This is a genomic window from Massilia sp. WG5 (assembly GCF_001412595.2).
Lineage (GTDB): Bacteria > Pseudomonadota > Gammaproteobacteria > Burkholderiales > Burkholderiaceae_D > Telluria.
Genome location: NZ_CP012640.2, coordinates 3,589,638 through 3,612,836, shown reverse-complemented (window position 1 = coordinate 3,612,836; position 23,199 = coordinate 3,589,638). Strand labels below are relative to the sequence as shown.

The window sequence follows — 23,199 nt, the reverse complement described above, 5'->3', positions numbered from 1 at the left end:
CCATGAAATTTTCGAAGAAGATACTCGCGGTCCTTGCCTTGCTGCCGGGATTCGTCTTTGCGAACGAGGGAAGTTTCCCGCTGGATCGAGCGCCGGAGCGCAATGATATTGCGTCGCTGCAAAACGGTGCCAAGCTGTTCGTCAACTACTGCCTGAACTGCCATTCGGCGTCAGCGATGCGCTACAATCGCCTGCGGGATCTGGGCCTGAATGAAGACCAGATCAAGAACAACCTGCTGTTCTCCGGCGAGAAGGTAGGCGACATGATGACGATCGCGATGCGCCCTGCGGATGCGAAAGCCTGGTTCGGCGCGGTGCCGCCGGACCTGTCGGTGATCACGCGCGCCCGCTCGTCGGGCGCCGGTTCGGGTGCGGATTACCTGTACACCTACCTGCGCACTTTCTACAAGGACGATACCCGCCCGACCGGCTGGAACAATATGGTGGTGCCGAACGTCGCCATGCCCCACGTCCTGTGGCAGCTGCAAGGCGTGCGCACTGCCAAGATGGTCGAGGAAGAGGATCCGCATGAGCACGGCAAGAAAGTGCACAAGTTCGCCGGCTTCGAACAGGTCAGCCAGGGCCAGTTGACCCAGCAGGAGTTCGACACCCAGGTGGCGGACCTGGTTGCCTACATGAACTGGATGGCGGAGCCGGCGCAGGACCTGCGCAAGCGCCTGGGTGCAATTGTGTTGCTGTTCCTTGCTGTTTTTGCTTTCCTTGCGTGGAGATTGAACGCTTCTTATTGGAAAGACGTAAAGTGATTTGATTGCCCGGTTATAATGCGGGCAATTATTATCCTGGGGTGAGCCGCGCGGCGCTTCACCCCTTTGTTACTTGAAGGAACTATAAACCATGATGGTTCTCTACTCTGGCACCACGTGCCCGTTCTCCCAGCGCTGCCGCCTGGTCCTGTTCGAAAAGGGCATGGACTTCGAGGTGCGCGACGTGGACCTGTTCAACAAGCCCGAGGACATCTCGACGATGAACCCGTACGGCCAGGTGCCGATCCTGGTCGAACGCGAACTGATCCTGTACGAATCGAACATCATCAACGAGTACATCGACGAGCGCTTCCCGCACCCGCAGCTGATGCCGGCCGATCCGCTGATGCGCGCCCGCGCCCGCCTGATGCTGTTCAACTTCGAAAAAGAGCTGTTCGTGCACGTGAACACGCTCGAGAACGAGCGCAGCAAGGTCGGCGACAAGAGCCACGACAAGGCCCGCGCGGAAATCCGCGACCGCCTGACCACCCTGGCCCCGCTGTTCCTGAAGAACAAGTACATGCTGGGCGACGAGTTCTCGATGCTGGACGTCGCCATCGCGCCGCTGCTGTGGCGCCTGGACCACTACGGCATCGAGCTGTCGAAGACCGCCGCGCCGCTGATGAAGTACGCCGAACGCATCTTCTCGCGTCCTGCCTACATCGAAGCGCTGACGCCGTCCGAGAAAGTAATGCGCCGCTAAGCGCAAGCAGACGCACTCGCGCTTCGTCCGGCGCCGGTCTACCGGTCCGGCGCCCCCGGACACTGTTGCACGCCAATTTTCGACGCCTTGCGGCGAATCGGATTACACTGGCGTGTAACAACTTGATGCAATTTGATCTACAAAATGCCAGACATCTCCACCAAGCCATATCTACTGCGCGCCATCTATGAATGGTGCACGGACAGCGGCTACACGCCTTACCTGGCGGTCAAGGTCGACGCCGCGACCACGGTTCCGATGGAATACGTGAAGAAGGGCGAAATCATCCTCAACATCAGCTACGGCGCCACCTCCGGGCTGAAGATGGACAACGACGCAATCACCTTCCGAGCGCGCTTCAACGGCGTTTCGCGCGAACTCTACATTCCGGTGCAGAACGTGCTGGCGATCTACGCCAACGAAAACGGCCAGGGCATGGCCTTCGACGTCAGCACCACCGCCGCCGAGATGGCCCCGCTCCCAGCGCCCATCCCCGCTCCCGAGGCGGCCAGCGCCCCCGGCTTGTCCGCCGTTCCCGGCAAAACCTCGAGCGCGCCAGCTTCCGAAGTGTCGCATCTGCCCGACGACAACAACGAGCCACCTAAAAAAGGTGGCCGCCCGACGTTGACCAGGATCAAATAGAGGTATAATTCTGGCCACATTGCCGGCTTAGCTCATCAGGTAGAGCAGTTGATTTGTAATCATCAGGTGGCGGGTTCGAGTCCTGCAGCCGGCACCAATAATTCAAGCACTTAGCCCAGCCTTCATGGTTGGGCTTTTTGCTTTCCGGGCGTCGAAGAATTGCGCCGCCTTGGGCCGTATCGAAACTCTGCTGTTGCTCACTCGCTTGTTTCATCTGAAATTTGAGCGTGAGCAAAAAATCCTTTCTCCCATTTTCGAATCTCTCTACAATCGATCCGGCGCATGATGCCCGACCCGATGCCATTTGAATAGATTCACCGCTTACCGTCAGTCGACCTGATGACCTGATTCTTGCAAGTCTCGTCAATTTCTATTTTTCGACTTATCGGAAAGGAATTTTATGAGCGCAATGAAGAATTTCGTTCGTGCAGCAATGCCTCTCGCCTTACTCGGGACTATTTTCACAAGCTTGTCGGCGGTCTGTGCCGGGCAATTATCCATAGGAATCATCACTGCCGCTCAGATATATTCGGCAATATCTTTTCTTACCTGTTTTCTACTAATAATGTCCCTGCTGTTTTTGCTGGACTCAGTCAGGTCGGTAAAGTCCTTTGTGGACAAAGGCTCCAAGCAGGTGGATGTCGTTGCGCTCTGGAACAGTTTACCGATGAAATCGGCGATGCTGACGGGAAGCGGCGTGATGGCGCTTGTCATTTTTTCGATCAACGGGAATGCCAACCTCATCGAAATATATCGTTCCCATACACTGGTTTGGCAAGACCGGATTTTGTGGAACATCGAAGAGCCACTATTTCGCACCATTATTTCCTCAAATTTTCTTCCCTTGAAATTTTGGGAAACGGTCTATCACATGATGTGGGTGTATATCTTATTCGTGATGGCAGCCTTGGTTAAGCAGGATCGCACTGAAAGTTATATGACCTTCGCGATAGCAATCGTACTGTCCTTTTACTGCACTACCTTCATTGCCATGGCTTTTCCTGTCGCAGGGCCGCAATACTATCGCCCGGAACTATTCGGCTATCTGGAAGGTTCGGTCAGCAAATATTTGCAGGACATGTTGGGAAGCTACCAATCGGGGAAAATACCGCAAAACGGCCTGTTTTACGGAACCATGGCAATGCCGAGCCTTCACGTCGCCTTAACGGCGATGGCGACGTGGTTCGTCATGCGCCATTGGCGGCCAATGTTGTGGTGCGCGATCCCGTGCGCCGGACTTATCTGGCTTTCGACTCTCGTGCTGGCCTGGCACTATGCCCTCGACGGCGTTGCCGCGATCGGGATGGCATGGTTTTGCATCGCGTGTGCGAAGACGACCATACGATTCTCACGTTGTGTGGCCTGACAGCAGTGCACCGGTCGGATCAGCTCGACGCAGGCTGACGCTTTCCACGGATCGGATTTTCAAAGGGATTTTGCGCTTCATCCCGCCGATGCTGCAGTCTGTCGCAATCCGCCATTTCCCCACAGCGCACAGGCCTATAGTGAAGCCATCAGCCCACCTCTGGAGAATATGTCATGAACAAACTGCTCGGCACCGCATTCCTGGCCACCGCTTTCTCGCTGGGCGCACACGCCGCCTGGGCGGACGACATCGTGCGCGAAAACCGCCCGGTCGATGCCAAGGTCTCGAAGGTTCACCTGGGTGGCGTGATTCGCCTGAACGTGCGTCAGGGGCCGACGGCGTCGCTGGTGGTGTCGGGCGATCGCCGTTATGTCTCGAAGATCACGACGACCCAGCGCGGCGATACCCTCATGATCGATACCGAAAGCAATAACGATATGCGCTTCGGGAACAACAAGAACGAAGTGCGTGCCGAGCTCACGGTGCCGAACCTGCAGGAATTCGTCTCCGAAGGCGTGGGCTCGAGCGAGGTATCGGGCTTCAGTGGCGATCGGCTGGTCGTGTCGCTCGATGGCGCTGGCGCCGTGAAGGTCAGCGGCCAGTACCGCGACATCGATGCCCACCTGGGCGGCGTTGGCGGCCTCACCCTCAATACGTCGGGCCAGGCCGACCGCATCGAGCTGAAACTGGGCGGCGCCGGTCACATCAGCGTGAGCGGCCAGACCAAGGTGCTGCGCGCCCACTTGGGCGGGGTCGGCAGCCTCGACGCGCAGCAATTGCGCGCCGATACGGTCGACCTGGATATGTCGGGCCTGGGTGGCGCCAGCGTGTTCGCCAGGACCGCGGCCAACGTCAGCCTGAACGGCATGGGCTCGGCCACCGTCTACGGCAAGCCGGCGACGCGCAACGCGACCACCAACGGGTTCGGCAAGGTGAGCTGGCAGTAAGGGGTAGCAGCGGCAGCGGCCGGCGCGCGGCTGGGCCGCCGTGCCGGCCGCTTGATAACAGGCTTAGCGGATCACCGTGTCGTTCTTCACGGATTTCACGCCCTTCACGCCGCGCGCCAGTTCGACGGCGCGCTGGGCGCTTTCGCGCGAATCGACGAAGCCGCTCAGTTGAACCGTACCCTTGAACGTTTCGACCTGCACCTGGGTCGCCTTGACGGTCGGGTCGGCGGCGAAGGCAGCTTTGACTTTGCCGGTGATCATCGAGTCATCGATATATTCACCGGTGCCTTCACGGGTGGGAGTCGGAGCGCAACCGACGGCCGAGACCAGCAGGGCGCCAGCGATGACGGATTGAACCAGAGCGATCTGGAAACGACGAGTAAAAGCCATGGCAGTTCTCCCGAGTTATTGAGATTTTTATTATTCCCAATTTCGGCTCAGCCTGGCGCTCGATACTGTTGCAAAAACAGCACTGCCCCTCAGGGGGCGCCGGCTCCGCTCGCCTGGCCCGGCGGCGAAACGCTTGAACGGCTGGCGATCGATCCGGCCGACAGGTCGTGACCGATCACCAGCCGCACATTCGCACGCCCGCTCATATTGACCTCGACCGGCCTGGCGCCGCCGAAGCGCTCGGCCAGCCGTTCGGCCGCGCCGCGAAAGGCCGGCTGGTATTCGATGCGGGTCTGGCGCACTGCGAATCCTTTCTCGTTGGTCAGGCGCACCACTTTCAGGCCCGCGTCGTGCAGCTGGCGCGACATCATCCGCGCCAGGCCCTGGCGTCCGTTGCCGTTGCTGATCTCGAGCGCGACGACGGTGACCGGAGGGAGCGCCGGCGCCCTCTCGGGCTTTGGCGGTGCGGCCGGCGGCGACAACCGGGAAGGGACGACACGGCGCAGTTCGAGCATGCCGTTGGCCTTGGTGGTCACCTCCATGAAGGCCCAGTCCCGATCCTGGCGTGGGCCGGTCTTGAGCGCCTGCTCGATCGCCGGCACCCTGGCGCCTCCGTTCGCCGCCGTGTAATCGGAGCGGAAATCGTGCTCGCGCAGGGCATTCGCCTGGCGCAACATCTGTTGCGCACGCTCTTGCTGGCCGAGCTGCTGCAAGGTCTCGCTCAGGTACTGCCAGTTCCGGGGATTGAGCGGATCGAGCAGGCAGGCCTTTTCCAGCGCCACCAGGGCGTCGTCGTAGTTTCCGTTGAGGAAATAAGCATAGCCAAGGTTGCCGAACAAGAAGGCGATCGCCGGACCGGACGACATCGTCGCACCGCGGGTCAGTTCGCGCCAGATCGGAATCGCCTTCGCAAAATCGCGCTGTTCAGCGTAGGCGATGGCCAGGCCATTCCTGGCATTCACGTGCGCATCGTCGACCCGCAGCGCCTCCTGGTACGCCGCGATCGCGTCGCCGTAACGCCGTGCCAGATGCGCATTGCGGCCGCGCAGATAGCTGTCGTTGGCCGCGGACAGCGCGGTGGATGCTTCCTGGCGCTGGGGCGGGCTGCTGCAAGCCAGCAGCATGACGCCGCTGCACAGGAGTGGCAAGGTACGGAAGAGGATTCGCGATCGCATGACAGTCTCCACAAGAATCAATGAGCGCCCAGGACATTCCTGAAGGTGCGCGTAATCTGGATGCCGGCTGGGCCGAGCAGCACCATCATGAGAGTCGGGAAAATGCAGAAAATGAGCGGGAACAGCATCTTCAGGCCGATTTTGGCCGCAGCCTCTTCGGCCAGGATGCGCCGCTTGCCGCGCAGGTTTTCCGAATACACGCGCAAGGCGTCGCCGACGCTGGTGCCGAAGCGTTCGGATTGGATCAGCATCGCGACCAGTGAATCGACGTCGTCCAGGCCGATGCGCAGCGCAAAATTGCGCAATGCCTTTTCCTTGCTGAAGCCAGTACGCATCTCCATCAATACCAGCTGCAGTTCCTGGGCCAGCGTCACGCTTTTGATGTGGATTTCGGCGGCGACCTTGACCAGGCCGCGTTCCAGGCTCAGCCCGGCTTCTACGCAGACGGTGAGCAGATCGAGCGCGTCGGGAATGGTCTCGAAGATTTCCCGCTTGCGGCGCCGCACGATGTGGTGCAGGACGCCGTTTGGCAGGTAATAGCCGCAGGTAGCCGCAAGCAGCAGCAGGAACAACAGCTTGGCCTTGACGAGCGGCGCAGGCACAAAGGCCAGCCCGATGCCCACGATGGCGGGCAGCGCCAGCGCAAGTGCGCTTTTCGACGCAAAGAACAGCGTCGGCGCGGCCGGGTTGCGCCAGCCGGCATTCATGAACCGCGTGCGCAGCGCCGACTTTTCCCAGCCCTCTTCCGGGATCGACAGCTTGGTGAGCGGCCGCGCCACGCGCGCCACACGCTCGATCCAGCCGATGCCGTCCTTGTTCTCCTCCGAGCGGTTCATGAAATTCGCGAGGCGTTCGCGCAGCGCGCCGGGCGCGAACAAGGCCATGCCGAGCCACACGAGCCCGCAGGCGACCGCGAAGACGATCAGCAGGAAAAACAGCTGTGCGCTAGTCATCGTTGGCTCCTTAGATCCGGATACGAACTACCCTGCGCAGCCAGATCACACCGACGAGGATCATCGCCAGCGCATACCAGACCAGCCTGATGCCGGACGGATCGGTCCACAAGATCTTGACATAGGTGGGATTGACCACGAACAGCATGGCGGAGACGGCAAACGGCAGCAGCAGCAGGATCCGGGCCGACATGCGCCCTTCCGCCGACAAGACCCTTACCTGGGCGGCAAGCTTGAGCCGGCCGCGAATGATGTGGCTGATATTGCCGAGGATTTCAGCAAGGTTGCCGCCGCTCTCGCGCTGGATCAGCACGGCGATGATCAGGTAGCGCAGGTCAGTCAGCGGGATCCGGGCGGCCATGTTGTGCAGCGCTTCGCTCATCGGCACCCCATAGTTGATTTCCTCGCGGGCGATACGGAACTCGCTGCTGAGGGGCTCCGGCAGTTCGTTGCCGACGATTTGCAGAACATTGGTGAAGGAATGTCCTGCGCGCAGCGCGCGCGCGATGAAGTCGGCCGCGTCCGGCAACTGCTCTTCAATGGTGGTCAGGCGCCGTGCACGCACCCGCCGCACCAGGAACAGGGGCGTGAGGGCGAACAGGAATATCATGCCGAAGCGCACCGGCAGCGGAATCGGCCATCGCAAGACGATCAGGGCGGCGGCAAGGAGCATCACGCCGGTCCACGTAAGGAATTGTCCGACCGTCCATTTCATGCCGGACTGTACCAATAGCCGGTCGAGGCGGTGCACGAGGGCGATGCGGTGCAGCACCTGGTCGACGACGTCGTGCCGGCTGAAGCGGCGCTGCTTGAGGATGGAGATGCGCTCGCTGGAACGACCCGGGCCTCCCGACATCATCTGCAGGCGCCGCGCTACACGCTGGGCCGCAGCGCCATGGGAGTTCATCCACCAGAGGTACACGCCCTCGATGCCGAGGATCACGGCGGCGAACAGGAAGACGGCAAAACCGTAGAAAAGAGTGTCCATGTGCGGCTCCGCGAACGGCCTAGGTAAAGATCCGGTCCGGATCGAAGGTGTCCTCTGGCACCGGCGCGCCGAACATCTTCAGGCGGTCGGCAAAACGCGGACGCACGCCGGTCGCGCAAAAATGGCCCTGCACCTTGCCATCAGCATCGACCCCGGTCTGCTCGAAGCGGAAGATCTCCTGCATCGAAATGATGTCGCCTTCCATGCCGGTGATTTCCTGCATGCTCACCAGTTTGCGCGTGCCGTCGGTAAGGCGGGATGCCTGCAGGATCACGGTGATGGCCGAGCAGATCTGCTGGCGGATCGCGCGTGGGGGCTGGGCCACGGCGGCCATGCCGACCATGTTCTCCAGGCGTGCGAGCGCATCGCGCGGCGTATTCGCATGGATCGTCGCGAGCGAGCCCTCGTGACCGGTGTTCATGGCCTGCAGCATGTCCAGCGCTTCCGGACCACGCACCTCGCCCAGGATGATGCGGTCGGGGCGCATGCGCAGCGAGTTGCGCACCAGGGCGCGCTGCGTGACCTCACCTTTGCCTTCGATGTTGGGCGGGCGTGTCTCCAGGCGCACCACGTGCGGCTGGCGCAGCTGCAGTTCGGCCGCATCCTCGATCGTTACGATCCGCTCATTGCCGGGGATGAAGCCGGAGATCAGGTTCAGCAGCGTCGTCTTGCCGCTGCCGGTACCGCCGGAGATCAGAATGTTCACTTTCGCCAGTCCCAGGCTTTCCAGCACCTTGATCATCGGCGGCGTGACGCTCTTCAGGTCGAGCAGGTTCTGCACCGTGAGCGGTGTCGCGCCGAAGCGCCGGATCGACACCAGCGGGCCGTCGACCGCAAGCGGCGGGATGATCGCATTCACACGCGAACCGTCCGGCAGGCGCGCATCGACCATCGGACTGGACTCGTCGACGCGGCGCCCCATCCGCGAGACGATCTTCTCGATGATCTTCATCAGGTGCGCGTTATCGTGGAAGCTTACGTCGGTCAGCTCCAGGCGCCCGCGCCGCTCGACGTACACCTTGTTGAACGTGTTGATCAGGATGTCGGAGATGGTCGGGTCGTTCAGCAGCGGCTCGATCGGACCGAAGCCGAGCATTTCGTGCTGGATGTCCAGCACCAGGTGGTGCCGCTCCTGCTGGTTCAATACGATGCGTTCTTCCTCGACGATGCGCTGGACCAGCAGGGCCAGTTCGTGCTTGAACTGCTCGCTGGTCAGGCGCTTCAGTCGCTCCAGGTCGATCCGGTCGAGGATCATCTGGAGCATCGCCTTCTTCAGCTCCTGGTAGGCTTGCTGGGCCACCTCGGGAAAGGCCTGGTAATGGCGGTCCTCGTCGGTTCCCGATAAACGTTCACGCAGAGACATGGGGCTGCTCCTTCAGGAATTAATCATCACCTTCGCCGCGTCCGAACAGGCGATCGAACAGGCCCTTGGTCTCGGTGACGCGGCGCGCCGTGATCACCTCGACCAGATCGGCCAGGCTGCGCGCGGCTGCGCTGCCGCGCGACAGCTGCAGGACCGGGATACCCTGGTTGACCGAATCGGTGACGGCGACGTAATCGTTGGGGACGGTATGCAGTACTTCCGCGCCGAGCGCCGCGTGCAGGTCCTGCAGGCGGAGCCGGCCGCCTTTCTCGTAGCGGTTGACGATCAGTCGGATGTGGTCGGTGACGTAGCCGAGCGAGCGGAAGATGTCGAGCAGGCGGCGGGCATCCCGGATATCGGGCAATGCCAGCTGCAGCACGGGGTAGATCGCATCGGTGCTGTCCAGCGCGCGCAGCGAGACCGCGTCGATCTGGCGGCCGACGTCGAGCAGGATGAAGTCATAGTGCTGGCGCGCGACGCGCAGGATGGTATCGATGTGCTCGGGCTTGGACTCGCTCGTCTGGCCCGGGTCATCGGCTGCGGCCAGCACGCCGAATCCGGGCGCCACATGCACCAGGCATGATTCGAGGAACGGGCCATCGATGCGCGCGATCTGCCGGCAGACGTCCGACAGCGTCATGGCCGGCTTCTGGTCCGACACGTACAGCGTGGCGTCGCCGAACTGGCGGTTCAGGTCGATCAGCAGGACTTTTTTATCGGCCAGGGTCGCCAGTGCATAGCCGAAGTTGGTCGAAATGAAGGTCGCACCGCTGCCGCCCTTGCAGGCGATGAAGGCGAGGACTTTGCCGTCGCGCGTCGACGCGCTGCCGGTACTGGAGGCGACGCGATCGATCGCTTCGTGCAGCGCCCGGTGTACCAGCGGCAGCGGCAGCACCTCGCGCACGCCGGCGCGCATGGCGCGGATCAGAAGCTCCGGATGATGGTTGTCGGTCAGCAGCATGAAGTGCGCTGCTGCGTAATGGCGGGTCAGGCGTTCGAGCAGGTCACCGTCGGCGGTATCGGCTTCGCTGGTGTCGACGATGACCAGGGCGGGGGCTTCAGCCAGCGGACGGTCGAGCGCATCGCGCAGGCTGGCGCGGCTGGCGCACACATTCAACGGCGGTACGCGTGCCGCGCCTTGGGAAGCGATCTCCGCGTAGAGTTGTGTGTCGCGGCTGATCAGGAGGGCTTTCATTGGGGTCCTCGGAACGGCATTCGGTCGGGTCCATGTTGGGTTGGGACAGGGCGATGTGCTCAAGCCAGGGCGGCAGGCACTTTCTCATTTCAGGCCATTCCCGCCGACGAGCGGACTGGCCGCGCTGGCATCGGTTTCCTTGAACGAACGCTGGTAGCGCTCGTGGGCCGCGCGGGCGGCAGCGCCGTCCACGCCGGAGGCGGGACTGGTGTTCGCGGCTGCCGCCGGATCGATCACCTGGGCCGCCAGGTTGGCGCGAACGGAGGCGCCAAAATGGTCGTTGAAGCGTGGGGTCGAGCTGCATCCCTGCAGGGTCACGCCCAGCAAGGCCAGGAGCATGAGCTGGTTGGATCTGATGGGCATCGCGTTCTCCTATTTCAATTCGAAACCACCGGTGCTGTGCGACGCCGGCGGCACCGGCATCGGCGTCGACGCTGCCGCCGTCGTGGTCTCGGGTGCGGCGCCATCCAGCCGGCCGCCGAGCATGAGCGCGCCGCGCGAAGGCTCGCCTACCTTATCGGTCGGCAGCTGGTAGCCAATGCCAGGCAGCGGCTTGACCAGGTGGGCGGTAATCACGAACACCAGTTCGGTGCGATCCTGCTGGTAGTCGGTGCTGCGGAACAGCGCGCCCAGCACCGGCAAGTCCGCCAGCACGGGGAGGCCTTTCAGGTTGGTCACCACGTTATTCTTGATCAGGCCGCCGATCGCAAAACTCTGGCCGTCATACAGCTGGACGGTAGTGCTGGCGCGGCGCGTGGTCACGACCGGCAGGACCGAAACGGCGGACGAGCCGTTGGCCGAGAAGCCGATGCCTTCCCGCGACAACTCCGAGACCTCGGGTGCGACACGCAGGTTGATGCGCCCGCCTCCCAGCACCGTCGGCGTGAAGCGTAATCCGACGCCAAACTCTTTCTCTTCCAGCGTCACGCGACTGTTATCTTGCGGTACCGGCACGTAGAACTTGCCACCGGCCAGGAATGTCCCTTCCTGGCCGCTGATGGCCATTACATTCGGCTCGGCCAATATCCGCACCAGGCCGTCCTGCTTGTCGGCTGCGAGGGTGAGGTTCTTGCCGACACCCTTGCTTGCCTCAAGGCTGCTGTGTGAGGTGCCCGTGAGGAAGTTCGACAACAGCGTCGCGCCCCAGCTGCCGGAGCTGAACCGCCAGGTTGCTCCGGCTTCCAGCCGCTCGAGCAGGGTTTTCGACACTTCCGCGATTTTGACTTCCAGCTGGACTTGCTGCGGGGCGCTGACGGACAGCAGGTTGATCACGCGGGCGCCGGCCGCGTTGGCGCCGCCGCTTCCGCCCTGCCCAGCGGGCATATCGTCCTTGTCGAGGCCGGGCAGCATGCGCAGTGGCCGCCGCACGTACGCGCCAGCCAGTTCGATCGCGCGGGCTACCGCAGCGGCATCGCTCACGGTACCGCTCAACACCAGGGCGTCGGCCGCGGCCATGACTTTGATATCCCGTTCTTCCGGCATGGCGGCTGCCAGCGTGGCCTGCAGCGCCGAAGGATCCATCGCGACCGTGATGTCGAGTACGCTGCACAGGCCGCTTTTACCCTGCACGATCATATTGGTCGTGCCGACATCGATGCCGGCAATGTACAGGGTGTCCGGCGACACCATCAGCGCTTGCACGATCGCCGGATTGCCGACGCTGCGGTGCTGGACCGCTTCGGGCAGGCGCATCAGCCTTGACTTGCCCATTTCCAGGGACAGTTGGGCGGGCCGCGCTGCCTCGCCCTGGCAATTCGGCCCGATTTCGGTGCGCGCCGGTGCGGCCTGCGCGGCATTCTCGGCGCTCTGTGCAGCGGACTTGGAGGCGGCGAACGCAGGTCCGGCGACCACCAGCGCCAGGCCGGCGGCAAGCAGGCTGCGGACAATCGGCGTATGCATCAGGCATCCGTTCATGGCATTACCCCAGACAGGTTCAGAAGCATTCCTGCGTCACACGCAGGCCATTGAGCACGCTGACGCAGTCACGCCGTACCGGCGCCGCCACCTTGACCACCACCGGCACCGGACGTGCCGCCGGGGCCGGCTTGGGAGCGGGCTTGGGCGGAGCCGACGGTTTGACCTCCGGCAGCAGGGTCAATTTGGTGGCGCCCAGGGTGCTGGCCGACTGCGGGTCGATCTGATTGCGCAGTGCAAGGGACAGCGTGCCCACACTGCGCGCCAGGTCGAGCTTTTCGGCCTGTTCCGGCGTGACTTCCAGCGTCACCGCATTGACCACCTTCGGCTTGGTCTCATCGCGGTTGACTTCCTGGGCGACAGCGAGCACCAGGATTCGCTCCAGCACGATCTTCGAGATGTTCTGCTCACGCGAATCGGAACCGGGCGAGGCTTCCTTCTGGGTGCTGACGATGATGTCGACATAATTGCCGGGCAACGCGAAGCCAGCCACGCCGATGACGTCGTTCACACGCACGGTGATGGCGCGTTTACCTTCGGTGATCAGGGCCGACAGCCCGCCCAGGGTGCCGGCTGGCGCCAGTTTGGTTTCGCTGATCGGCTCGCCCATCAGCAGGTTGCTCTTGAGGACCCGCCCGCTGAGTTTTTGCAGATCGGTGAACGCAGCTTTCGGCACGCTTTCGGCAGGCCACTCGGCCAGCCTGAACATTTCCGGCGTAAGGCGTTGTCCAAGACTGATATCGGCGTTCGCGACGGCGATCCGTCCGCTGGCGCCACCCGGCTGGTTCAGGAGCCAGCGCGAGGCGAATACCACCGCCGCCAGGCCGAACAGGATGGCAATCGTCATCACGATAAGGGCGCGCTTGTTCTTCATTCATGCCTCCGTGTCGCAGGCGATAAACATGCTGCGCCAGGCTTGCTCGACCGCTGTCATGGTCAGGCGCGGCGGGATGCCGGCAAAGCCGGCGAAATCGGCGATCCGGTCGAGCAGCTCGCCCGGATAACATGCCAGCAGCGCACGCCGGGACTGCATGTGCAGCTTCTCGATCAGGTGATCGGCTGCGCTTTCGTCGTAGTCGATGCGACGCATCCGGCACTGGCGGCGCAACAACGCGCGGTAGGAAGCCGGCGACCAGGGGCCGATCGCAGCCTTGTAACCGATACGGCGCAGCGCCGCATCATCGAACACGGTGCACGGCGCGAGATTGGTCGCGAACACTACGGAAACATCGAACGGCACAGTTTCTGCCTGGCCGCCCTGCAGGGTTAACTGGTCCTCGCCGGAATCCAGCGGACCGATGAACCGGTTGAGCAGTTCGGCGGCTGGAATGCGCTGGCGTCCGACGTCGTCGACCACCAACATCCCATTGTTGGCCTGCAGGTGCGGCGGGGCATGGTAGGCGCCTTCCTCGACGTCGTAGCGCAAATCCAGCATCTCGCGTCCCAGCTCGGCGCCGACGTGCACCAGCGGACGCTGGCAAACGATCCAGCGCGCGTCGCAGCTGCGGCGTTCTTCCTGCTGGCGCGGAAGCGGCGGCGGCGCCACGTGCAGCGCCGGGTCGTACAACCGGATCACCTGGCGCCCGACGATGAGGGCGTAGGGAACGGCGATCGCCCCCGGCAGCAGCCGTCCGAGCTTGTGCGCCAGCTGGGTCTTGCCGCTGCCGGACGGTCCGTGCAGCAGCAGGGTGCGGCGCGCATACAATGCGGCCCCCAGCACGTCGCGGGTGATCGGCGACAGCCCATCCTCGCCCAGGGCGGCGGCCAGCTGGGCTGGCGTAGTGCGCTCGGCATCGGCATGGCGCAGCGCCTGGCGCTCGACCACTGCACGGTAGGACGCCAGCGTGACCGGCGCCGGGCCGACATAGCGGCAGCGCGCCAGCGCGTCGGCCGCGCCGCGCTGGCCGATCGGCGTCAGCTGATACTGCATATCGATGTCGGATTCGCCGCACCAGGCCACTTCTACCTGCTGCTCGGCAATCATAGGATTGAGCACCTCGCGCAGCACGCTGATCGACAGCCTCAGCTTGCCCGCCAGGACCGGCAGCGGCGCCTTGCCGATCACCTGGATCGACTTGAGCACCAGGTCGGTGACGAAGCGTGGTTCCAGGCCGGTGTCGCGTACAGTCTTGGCTTGACGCGGCAGGATCGGAGCAATGTCCGGGCTGCCCAGCGGCACCGGTTGCGCGGCGCGCGGCGCCGTCGCGGTACTGCCTGTCGATAGCGTTTCAATCATCGGATCCCCCAGACTTGCATGTTTTCCGAAACGGGTCAGATTGATTCTAGCGACCGTCCCCCGGCCCACTCTTGCGTTTCGCCAAGAGCGAACTCAGCCATAATGGCGAACCAGAACCGCGACTGTGCCAGCCGCAATCGCGAGCCCATACGGCATGGAACCGGCACTCGTGGGCGCCAGCGGCGCGCCCATGCCTGCATGGCGCATCGTTGCTCCACGGATGATTTGCCACATGTTGCCGACGGCCAGGCGCAGACGTCCGCGTACCAGCATCAGCAGGATCGCCATGACGCCACCGATGCACCATGCGGAAATGGCAATCACGATTGCGTCCGGCACGCCCGTAAAGGCGCCGACCACGGTCATCATCTTGACGTCCCCCGCTGCCATCCCGCCTACCAGGTAAAACGGCAGGAACAAGGCGAAACCCACGCCCATGCCGCCAAAGGCGGCGAGCAGGGCTGTTCCGGGCTCGGTAGAGATTGCGCGCAACAGCAGTGCGCACCCCAGGCCAGCCAGCAACAGGCGATTCGGGATACGGCGTGTCGCGAGGTCATTGAGTGCGCTGATACTCACCAGCAGAAGCAGGGCCACTTCAAGATACTGTTCGATGGGCATGCCAACCTCCCACAAAAAAACCCTCCGGGCAGGGACCCGGAGGGCTGTGGCTCAATTAGCCGTTACCACCAGGCGTGGTCGAGGCTGCCGACAGTGCATCGCTCAGCGAGTTTTTGACGGTATCGAAGGTATTTGAAATTTCCTTACCGAGCGTGGTCGCTGCCGCCGCCATCGCCACGCCGACGAGTGCAGCGATCAGGCCGTACTCGATGGCGGTGACACCATTCTCGTCGTCGATGAAGGCTTTGACTGCAGAGATGAAGTTGCTCATGACATTACTCCCATATGGTAGGTTAGTAAGTACAACGCTGGCCGGAGACACTGCTTGAGGCTTTCTACGGTTGGCTGCTCCGCGTTCCGTGCCAGTGAGTTCACTATAGGAGCTGATGCCGTACGGCAAGTTGACTGCACACAAGCTTTCCAATGGGAACTATTCTTTGTCGAGGAGAATCATCTATCGTTCGCTCGACGCATCGGATCAGGCCGATCCTTGAGGAAATCCCTTGAGGACAAAAAAATTGCTTTTGCATAATTGCATAGAATGCAAAAAAGCTATATCCTGTTTTGCTTGCTCTTTGTGACATGCCAGATACCTGCGAAGCGAAGGCAGCTGTTTGGCCCGCAGGTCGGTGGATTACATTGCTGAGAACGACATGGACTCGCTTCTGAAACACATGGTGGATATGACCGGCCACCGCGATCACGCGATGCTCGACATCTCCGTGATTTCGGCAGTGCAGGAACTGGCCGGCGCCACGCAGACACGCATCCTGAGCATTGCCACCGTGGCTGGACAGCAATACCTGCGCGCACGCGCCTCGATCCATGCCGGCGGCGAAGCCCGCCTCGAAGATGTGCATGAGGGCGCCCTCGGCGAACCCCTGAGTCCCGAACTGGCGCGCTGCCTCGCCGAACACCGTACCAGCGCCGAAGCCTGCGGCGCGAACGGCAGCCGCACCCTGTGGCTGCCGATCTGGTTCGGCGACAAGGCCAGCACCTGCCTGGAACTGAACAACGAAAAGCCCTTCTGCAGCGATACCATCCATACTGTCGGCGGCATCGTCGGCGTCTACCGGAATTTCCAGAACCTGCTGGACTACAGCGAGCGTGATTCCCTGACCGGCCTGCTCAACCGCAAGACTTTCGACGACCAGCTGGCGCGCATGCTGCACAGCGCCCATGAGCAGGATCCGCGCCTGCCCGGCACGGCCGAGCGGCGCCAGGCGCACGGCCCGGAAAAACAGTGGCTGGCGGTGGTCGACGTCGACCATTTCAAGGCCGTCAACGACAAGTTCGGCCACCTGTACGGCGACGAAGTGCTGATCCTGATCGCTAACCTGATGCAGTCATCGTTCCGGGTCCAGGACCGGGTGTTCCGCTTCGGCGGCGAGGAATTCGTCGTGCTGCTGCGCTCGACGACCCTGGACAATGCGTGGAAAATCATCGAGCGCTTCCGCACCAATGTCGAGAACCACGAGTTCCCGCAGGTGGGTCGGGTGACGGTGAGCGTCGGTTTCGTCAGCATCAGCGCCTACGAGTCGCCGGTGGTGACCCTGGGCCATGCCGACCAGGCGCTGTACTACGCCAAGAGTAATGGCCGCAACCAGGCCTGCCACTACGACGACCTGGTCTCGCACGGCGTGCTGCAGGCGGTGACCTCGAACGACACCGCCGAATTCTTCTGAGGTCTTACGCCGCCAACGCCATGAAGCGCATCGGGTCGACCTTCCACTTCTCGGGCGATTCGTGGCGCACGATCTTGTCGCCGCCGCCGAAGCCGAGGCCGCGCGACAAGTCGATCGTCTCCGGCTTGATATAAGTCTGGCTTTTGGTGCTGAAGAACACGTTGACCTTCGGCGTGAGCAGGCTCGTTTCGTGCGGCTCGACCACCACGCCCAGGCGGCCCGATTCCAGCAGCACCAGGGTGCCGACCGGATATATGCCGACGCAGCGCATGAACTCCTGGGTCAGCGCCGGGTTGAAGTGGAACTTGCTCCACTCGTACATCTTGCGCAGGGCTTCGGCTGCCGGCATGCCCTTGTGGTAGCAGCGGTCGGCCGTGATCGCGTCGTAGACGTCGACGATCGCGGCCATCTGCGCCAGTTCACCGATCTGGTCGGCGCCCTGGCGGTCCGGGTAGCCGGTGCCGTCGCGCCGTTCGTGGTGGTGCAGCGTGATGTCGAGCGGGATCGGCCCGATCTCCGGCGAGCGGCGCAGGATCTCGTAACCGTCGCGCGGATGGCGGCGCACCACCTCGAACTCCTCGTCGGTCAAGCGGCCCGGCTTGTTCAGGATGTGGTCCGGGACCAGGGCTTTACCGGTGTCGTGCAGCAGACCACCGATGCCGGCCTGGTAGATGGTTTCGTCGTCCATCTTGCGCGAGCGGCAGAAGGCGACCAGCAGCGTGCACACGCTGACCGAGTGCAGGAAGGTGTAATCGTCCTTGTTCTTGATATACGACAGGCCCAGCAAGGCGCTGGCATTGCGCAGGATGGACGCCGTGATGCTCTCGACGACCGGCGACACCTTGTCCATTTCGACCGCCTTGCCCAGGCGCGCATCCTGCATCACGGTCTTGACCAGGCCGGCGGCCTGGCGGCGGATCGCGACGGCACGGTCGAATTCCTCGGCCAGCGTGGTGCGCAGCGGCGCCACCGGCTTGGCCGCGATCGCCGCCATTTCCGCATCGAGCACCGCGTCCGCCTCCTCGACGGTCGGGGCGTCGTCCACGTCCAGCCCCTTGCCGCAATCGATGGTCACGCCGCGGATACCCGCGTGCAGGACCTTGCGGATCTCGTCCTCGCTGCTGATGACGAAACGGTTGCGCACAAAGGGATGTTCCATCCAGCCACAATCGAGGTCATGGATGGCCATCCCCACACGAAGTTGTGAGGAATCGATTTTTTTAAGCATGGGGATAAAACGGGGTGTGTTAATCTCGCCGCGTTTCGACGTGCTTTCAGTATAGCAACTGTCCAGCTACCCAATTGCCATAAGTAAACTCTCTTGCTGATTATGTGTCCTTAAAGATACAAAAATTGCGCCATGGAACTCCGTCAGCTACGCTATTTCGTTGCCATCGTCGATCACGGCTCGCTTTCACGCGCCGCGCTGGTGCTGCACGTGGCGCAGCCGGCGCTGACCCAGCAGTTGCGCCAACTGGAAGACGAGCTCGGCGCCCAGCTGCTGCACCGCTCGGCGCAGGGCGTGGTCAGCACGGATGCCGGCAAGGTGTTCTACGAGCACGCGCTGGCAATCCTGAAACAGGTGGCGGACGCCCAGGCAGCCGTGACCCAGTCGGCCGAGCGGCCATCCGGCAGCGTCACCCTCGGTTTACCGCACAGTATCTCGGGCGCGCTGGCCCTGCCCTTGCTGACCGCGATCCGCCAGCGCTATCCCGAAATCACCCTGCAGCTGACCGAAGAAATCACAGGCAACCTGGCCGAGCAGTTGCGCGCCGGACGCCTCAACCTGGCCGTCTTGTTCGACGACGGCCAACTGGCCAGCTTCGTGACCACGCCCCTGGTCGAGGAAGAGCTGCGCTTCATCTGCCGTGCCGACGCGCCCTGGGCCGACGCACGCGACCGCCTGAGCCTGGCAGAAGCGCTGGACGCGACCCTGATCCTGCCCGGCCTGCAGCATGGCGTCCGTCCGCGCATCGAAAGCACGGCGCGCGCCGCCGGTCTGCACACGCACGGCGTCATCGAGATCAACTCGATCGCGATCCTGAAATCGGCGATCCTGGCCGGCATGGGCGCCACCATCCTGCCGGTCGCGCCGGTGCTGGCGGAAGTCGAGCGCGGCGCGATGCGGGCGCTGTCGATCCACAGCCCGACGATCTCGCGCACGGTGGTGCTGTGCACCTCGAAGAACATCCCGCTGACCAACGCCGCCGCCGCGGTCAGCCGCCTGGTGGCCCAGGTCGCCACGGAACTGTGCGCCAACGGCGCCTGGATCGGCGCGCGGGCGCTGGACGCCGGCCGGGACGCCTGATGAGCCATCATTTTTTCTTATAGCCCCATCCCCATTCCGTATTTCCGTATACGTCAAGTTGTCTCTACACTGCGGGCAAAGCTAAAAAAGCATCCAGCGGCCGGTTCCCAGCCAGCGCCTACCCGGCGCCGCGCCAAAGCCAGCCCACCCGAAGACCATTTGGAGACACCATGCCTGACACCATCCTTGGCCAGGGCGCGCCTGCGTCCGCCGTACCCGCCACCCCTTCCCTGCCTGTCTCCGGCACGCCGGACCGCTTGAAAGACGTCAGCCTCGACGACAAGTACACCGCCACCTCCGGCAAGATCTTCCTGTCCGGCATCCAGGCGCTGGTGCGCCTGCCGATGATCCAGAAGCTGCGTGACGAAGCCGCGGGCCTGAATACGGCCGGCTTCGTGTCGGGTTACCGCGGCTCGCCGCTGGGCGGCCTGGACGAGAACCTGTGGAAGGCCAAGGGCCACCTGGAAGCGAAAAGCATCCAGTTCGTGCCGGGCGTGAACGAAGACCTGGCCGCGACCGCCGTCTGGGGCACCCAGACCGTCGACCTGATCGGCCCCGCCAAATACGATGGCGTGTTCGCCATGTGGTATGCGAAGGGCCCGGGCGTGGACCGCTGCGGCGACGTCTTCAAGCACATGAACCATGCCGGCACGGCGACCAACGGCGGCGTGCTGCTGGTGGCCGGCGACGACCACGGCGCCTACTCCTCGACCCTGCCGCACCAGTCCGACCACATCTTCTCCGCCTGCATGATCCCGGTGCTGTACCCGTCGAACGTGCAGGAATACCTGGACCTGGGCGTGCACGGCTGGGCGATGTCGCGCTTCTCCGGCCTGGCGGTGGCTTTCAAGGCGCTGGCGGATACGGTCGAATCGAGCGCCTCGGTGGATGCCGACCCGTTCCGCGTCGACGTGAAAATTCCGCAGGACTTCGCGATGCCGGAAGGCGGCCTGAATACGCGCCTGTCCTCGGTGCCGCTGGGCCAGCAGGCGCGCAACCAGGAAGCGCTGATGCAGGACTACAAGATCTACGCGGCCCTGGCCTACGCGCGCGAAAACAAGCTCAATCGCGTCACCATCGACAGCCCGGACGCGAAACTCGGCATCATCGCCTCCGGCAAATCGTATGTGGACGTGCTGGAAGCGCTGGAAGAACTCGGCATCGACGAAGCGATGGCAGCCCAGGTCGGCCTGCGCCTGTACAAGGTCGCGATGATCTGGCCGCTGGAGCCGGAAGGCGTGCGCGAATTTGCGCAAGGCCTGGAAGAGATCCTGGTTGTGGAAGAAAAGCGCCAGGTGGTGGAGTACCAGCTCAAGGAACAACTGTATAACTGGCGCGACGACGTGCGTCCGCACATCGTCGGCAAGTTCGACGACAAGGGCGAGTGGGTCGCGCCGCGCGGCGAATGGCTGCTGCCCCCGAAGGCCGACTTCTCGGTGGCGCAGGTGGCGCGCGTGATCGCCGGCCGCATCGCGCGCCTGAACCTGGACCAGCGCACCCGCGACCTCATCAAGGCCCGCCTGGCCTTCCTCGAAGCGAAGGACGCGGTGCTCATGAAAGCGGTCACCACGCCCTTCCGCCCGGCCTTCTACTGCTCCGGCTGCCCGCACAACACCTCGACCAAGGTGCCGGACGGCTCCTTTGCGCTGGCCGGCATCGGCTGCCACGTGATGGCGACCTCGATCTACCCGGAGATGAACAAGCTGACCACCCACATGGGCGGTGAAGGCACGCCCTGGATCGGCCAGGCCGCGTTCTCGAAAGTGCCGCACGTATTCCAGAACCTGGGCGACGGCACCTATTTCCACTCCGGCTACCTGGCGATCCGCGCCGCGATCGCGGCCAAGGTCAACATCACCTACAAGATCCTGTACAACGACGCGGTCGCGATGACCGGCGGCCAGCCGGTCGACGGCATCACCTCGGTGCCGCTGATCGCCCAGCAGATGGCGGCCGAGGGCGTGAAACGCATCGCCCTCGTCACCGAAGATGTATCCCGCTACGAGGACAGGTCGAGCCTGCCGGAGCTGGTCACGATCCACGACCGCAAGCACATGGACGACATCCAGCGCGAGCTGCGCGAACTGCCGGGCGTGACGGTCCTGATCTACGACCAGACCTGCGCCGCCGAAAAGCGCCGCCGCCGCAAGAAGGGGGAATTCCCGGACCTGAACAAGCGGATGGTCATCAACGAAGCCGTCTGCGAAGGCTGCGGCGACTGCGGCGTGCAGTCGAACTGCGTCTCGATCCTGCCGAAGGAAACGGAATTCGGCCGCAAGCGCGCCATCGACCAGTCGTCCTGCAACAAGGATTATTCGTGCGCCAAGGGCTTCTGCCCGAGCTTCGTCACCGTCGAAGGCGGCACGCTCAAGAAGAACAAGGCCGGCGTGGCCAAGGAGGGCACGGATGATGGCTGGGGCCCGCTGCCGGAACCGGCGCTGCCCTCGATCGCGGCGCCCTACAACATCCTGATCAACGGCATCGGCGGCACCGGCGTGATCACCGTCGGCGCGCTGATGGGCATGGCGGCCCACCTCGAAGGCAAGGGCGCCTCGGTGCTGGACATGACCGGCATGAGCCAGAAGAACGGCTCCGTCACCTCGCACGTGAAGATCGCCGAAACCCCGGAACGCCTGCGCGCCCAGCGCATCGCCACCGGCGAAGCGGACCTGGTGCTGGGTTGCGACATGCTCACCGCCGGCGCCTCCGACGCGATCTCGAAGATGCGCCCGGGCCGCACCACCGTCGTGGTCAACCTGCACGAGCAGCCGACCGGCACCTTCGCCCAGCAGCGGGATTGGGAATTCCCGGCCGCGCAGGTGCGCTCGCTGATCGCGGAAGCCGTCGGCGGCGAAGCCGGTGCCGACTTCATCGACGCGACCAGGCTCGCCACCGCGCTGATGGGCGACTCGATCGCCGCCAACCTGTTCATGATGGGTTACGCCTGGCAGAAGGGCCTGATTCCGCTGTCGGAAGCCGCGCTGCTGCGCGCCATCGAACTGAACGGCGTGGCCGTGGGGTCGAACAAGCGCAGCTTCCTGTGGGGCCGCCGCGCCGCCTTCGACCTCAAGCGTGTGGAAAGAACCGCGACCCCGGCCCAGGCCATCGTCGTGCAGATGCCGCAGAGCCTGGACAGCATCGTCAAGAAGCGGGTCGAGTTCCTGACTGCTTACCAGGACGCCGCCTACGCCGCGCAATACGCCGACCTGGTCGACAAGGTGCGCAAGATCGAGACCGCCCACGACCTGGGCAACAAGCTGACCACCGCGGTGGCGAAGTCCCTGTTCAAGCTGATGGCCTACAAGGACGAGTACGAAGTCGCGCGCCTGTACACGGACGGCCGCTTCGTCGAGCAGCTGAAGACCCAGTTCGAAGGCGAGTTCAGCGTCAAGTTCAACCTGGCGCCGCCGCTGTTCGCGAAGAAGGACGCCAAGGGCCATCTCGTGAAAGCCGAATTCGGCTCCTGGATGTGGAGCGCTTTCAAGCTGCTGGCGAAAATGAAGGGCCTGCGCGGCGGCGCTTTCGATCTCTTCGGCTACACCGCCGAGCGCAAGATGGAACGCGCGCTCATCAAGGAGTATCGTGAGATGATCGAAGGCGTGCTGCGCTCGCTGGATATGTCGAACCATGCGACGGCGGTCGAGCTGGCGGCGCTGCCGGAACAGATCCGCGGCTTCGGCCATGTGAAGGAAAAGGCGGTCGCCGAATACCGTGCGCGCAAGGAAGAGCTGTTGAGCGGCAACATCAAGAAACGCGCTGCCTGAACCGTCGTCCCCGCGCAGGCGGGATAATGCCCCCGGCATTATTCCCCCAAGCTTGCTGGCGTTTCGGTAACGCAAACAGCACTGGGCCCCCGCCTGCGCGGGGGCGACGTTTCGCATTCTTGACGTTTACGTTAACGTCATATACCGTACCAAGAACTCCTGTTCGCTTCCGCAATCTCAAGGAACAC

21 protein-coding genes and 1 tRNA gene are annotated in these 23,199 nt (G+C 63.3%); 9 read left to right on the top strand and 13 right to left on the bottom strand.

What is annotated here, in order from left to right:
• The first annotated feature begins 2 nt into the window (after positions 1-2).
• From AM586_RS16120 to AM586_RS16095, 6 genes are all read left to right on the top strand, one after another.
• The gene (locus AM586_RS16120) at positions 3-764 is read left to right on the top strand and encodes a cytochrome c1 (protein WP_052234220.1); all 762 of its coding nucleotides are present in this window, start codon (positions 3-5) and stop codon (positions 762-764) included.
• A 91-nt stretch (positions 765-855) separates the two neighbouring features.
• Positions 856-1,467 carry a glutathione S-transferase N-terminal domain-containing protein gene (locus AM586_RS16115; RefSeq protein WP_052234221.1) on the top strand — a complete coding sequence of 204 codons (612 nt, stop codon included), beginning with the start codon at positions 856-858 and terminating at the stop codon, positions 1,465-1,467.
• A gap of 144 nt (positions 1,468-1,611) precedes the next feature.
• Positions 1,612-2,109, top strand: a complete 498-nt coding sequence (locus AM586_RS16110) for a ClpXP protease specificity-enhancing factor (RefSeq protein ID WP_052234389.1) — start codon at positions 1,612-1,614, stop codon at positions 2,107-2,109.
• Positions 2,110-2,130: 21 nt separating this feature from the next.
• Positions 2,131-2,206 (top strand) — tRNA-Thr (locus AM586_RS16105).
• A gap of 303 nt (positions 2,207-2,509) precedes the next feature.
• The gene (locus tag AM586_RS16100) at positions 2,510-3,475 is read left to right on the top strand and encodes a phosphatase PAP2 family protein (RefSeq protein WP_060566612.1); all 966 of its coding nucleotides are present in this window, start codon (positions 2,510-2,512) and stop codon (positions 3,473-3,475) included.
• Between the two features lie 173 nt (positions 3,476-3,648).
• Entirely contained in the window at positions 3,649-4,422 is a 774-nt protein-coding gene (locus AM586_RS16095) for a GIN domain-containing protein (RefSeq protein ID WP_052234224.1), read from the top strand.
• 63 nt (positions 4,423-4,485) lie between these two features.
• On the opposite strand, the gene AM586_RS16090 is transcribed toward AM586_RS16095, so the two are convergent.
• The 12 genes from AM586_RS16090 to AM586_RS16035 all read right to left on the bottom strand — a co-directional run bounded on the left by AM586_RS16090 (position 4,486) and on the right by AM586_RS16035 (position 15,525).
• The gene (locus AM586_RS16090) at positions 4,486-4,812 is read right to left on the bottom strand and encodes a BON domain-containing protein (RefSeq protein ID WP_052234225.1); all 327 of its coding nucleotides are present in this window, start codon (positions 4,810-4,812) and stop codon (positions 4,486-4,488) included.
• An 89-nt stretch (positions 4,813-4,901) separates the two neighbouring features.
• Complete coding sequence (locus tag AM586_RS16085) at positions 4,902-5,987, bottom strand: LytR C-terminal domain-containing protein (RefSeq protein WP_082439366.1); 1,086 nt, start codon at positions 5,985-5,987, stop codon at positions 4,902-4,904.
• A 17-nt stretch (positions 5,988-6,004) separates the two neighbouring features.
• A complete protein-coding gene (locus tag AM586_RS16080) occupies positions 6,005-6,940 on the bottom strand; it encodes a type II secretion system F family protein (RefSeq protein WP_052234227.1) in 936 nt (311 codons plus the stop codon).
• 10 nt (positions 6,941-6,950) lie between these two features.
• A complete protein-coding gene (locus tag AM586_RS16075; RefSeq protein ID WP_052234228.1) occupies positions 6,951-7,928 on the bottom strand; it encodes a type II secretion system F family protein in 978 nt (325 codons plus the stop codon).
• 19 nt (positions 7,929-7,947) lie between these two features.
• Positions 7,948-9,291 (bottom strand): CpaF family protein, encoded by a 1,344-nt coding sequence (locus AM586_RS16070; protein ID WP_052234229.1) that lies wholly within the window; start codon positions 9,289-9,291, stop codon positions 7,948-7,950.
• Between the two features lie 19 nt (positions 9,292-9,310).
• Positions 9,311-10,486 carry an AAA family ATPase gene (locus tag AM586_RS16065; RefSeq protein ID WP_052234230.1) on the bottom strand — a complete coding sequence of 392 codons (1,176 nt, stop codon included), beginning with the start codon at positions 10,484-10,486 and terminating at the stop codon, positions 9,311-9,313.
• 84 nt (positions 10,487-10,570) lie between these two features.
• Complete coding sequence (locus AM586_RS16060) at positions 10,571-10,849, bottom strand: hypothetical protein (RefSeq protein ID WP_197416494.1); 279 nt, start codon at positions 10,847-10,849, stop codon at positions 10,571-10,573.
• 9 nt (positions 10,850-10,858) lie between these two features.
• Complete coding sequence (locus tag AM586_RS16055) at positions 10,859-12,385, bottom strand: type II and III secretion system protein family protein (RefSeq protein WP_052234391.1); 1,527 nt, start codon at positions 12,383-12,385, stop codon at positions 10,859-10,861.
• Between the two features lie 34 nt (positions 12,386-12,419).
• Entirely contained in the window at positions 12,420-13,274 is an 855-nt protein-coding gene (cpaB, locus tag AM586_RS16050; RefSeq protein ID WP_052234231.1) for a Flp pilus assembly protein CpaB, read from the bottom strand.
• Positions 13,275-14,636, bottom strand: coding sequence for an ATP-binding protein (locus AM586_RS16045; protein WP_052234232.1), 1,362 nt, complete (start codon positions 14,634-14,636; stop codon positions 13,275-13,277).
• 93 nt (positions 14,637-14,729) lie between these two features.
• Positions 14,730-15,254 (bottom strand): prepilin peptidase, encoded by a 525-nt coding sequence (locus AM586_RS16040; RefSeq protein ID WP_052234392.1) that lies wholly within the window; start codon positions 15,252-15,254, stop codon positions 14,730-14,732.
• A gap of 55 nt (positions 15,255-15,309) precedes the next feature.
• Positions 15,310-15,525, bottom strand: a complete 216-nt coding sequence (locus AM586_RS16035) for a Flp family type IVb pilin (protein ID WP_052234233.1) — start codon at positions 15,523-15,525, stop codon at positions 15,310-15,312.
• A 382-nt stretch (positions 15,526-15,907) separates the two neighbouring features.
• Between AM586_RS16035 and AM586_RS16030 the strand changes: the two genes are divergently transcribed.
• Positions 15,908-16,939, top strand: a complete 1,032-nt coding sequence (locus AM586_RS16030) for a GGDEF domain-containing protein (protein ID WP_052234393.1) — start codon at positions 15,908-15,910, stop codon at positions 16,937-16,939.
• 4 nt (positions 16,940-16,943) lie between these two features.
• On the opposite strand, the gene AM586_RS16025 is transcribed toward AM586_RS16030, so the two are convergent.
• A complete protein-coding gene (locus AM586_RS16025) occupies positions 16,944-18,167 on the bottom strand; it encodes an HD-GYP domain-containing protein (protein WP_052234234.1) in 1,224 nt (407 codons plus the stop codon).
• 132 nt (positions 18,168-18,299) lie between these two features.
• Here AM586_RS16025 and AM586_RS16020 point away from each other — a divergent pair, with 132 nt between their 5' ends.
• Both AM586_RS16020 and AM586_RS16015 read left to right on the top strand, forming a co-directional pair.
• Positions 18,300-19,247: a LysR substrate-binding domain-containing protein gene (locus tag AM586_RS16020; protein ID WP_052234235.1), complete on the top strand. Its 948-nt coding sequence runs from the start codon at positions 18,300-18,302 to the stop codon at positions 19,245-19,247.
• A 170-nt stretch (positions 19,248-19,417) separates the two neighbouring features.
• A complete protein-coding gene (locus AM586_RS16015; protein WP_052234236.1) occupies positions 19,418-23,011 on the top strand; it encodes an indolepyruvate ferredoxin oxidoreductase family protein in 3,594 nt (1,197 codons plus the stop codon).
• Positions 23,012-23,199: the final 188 nt, after the last annotated feature.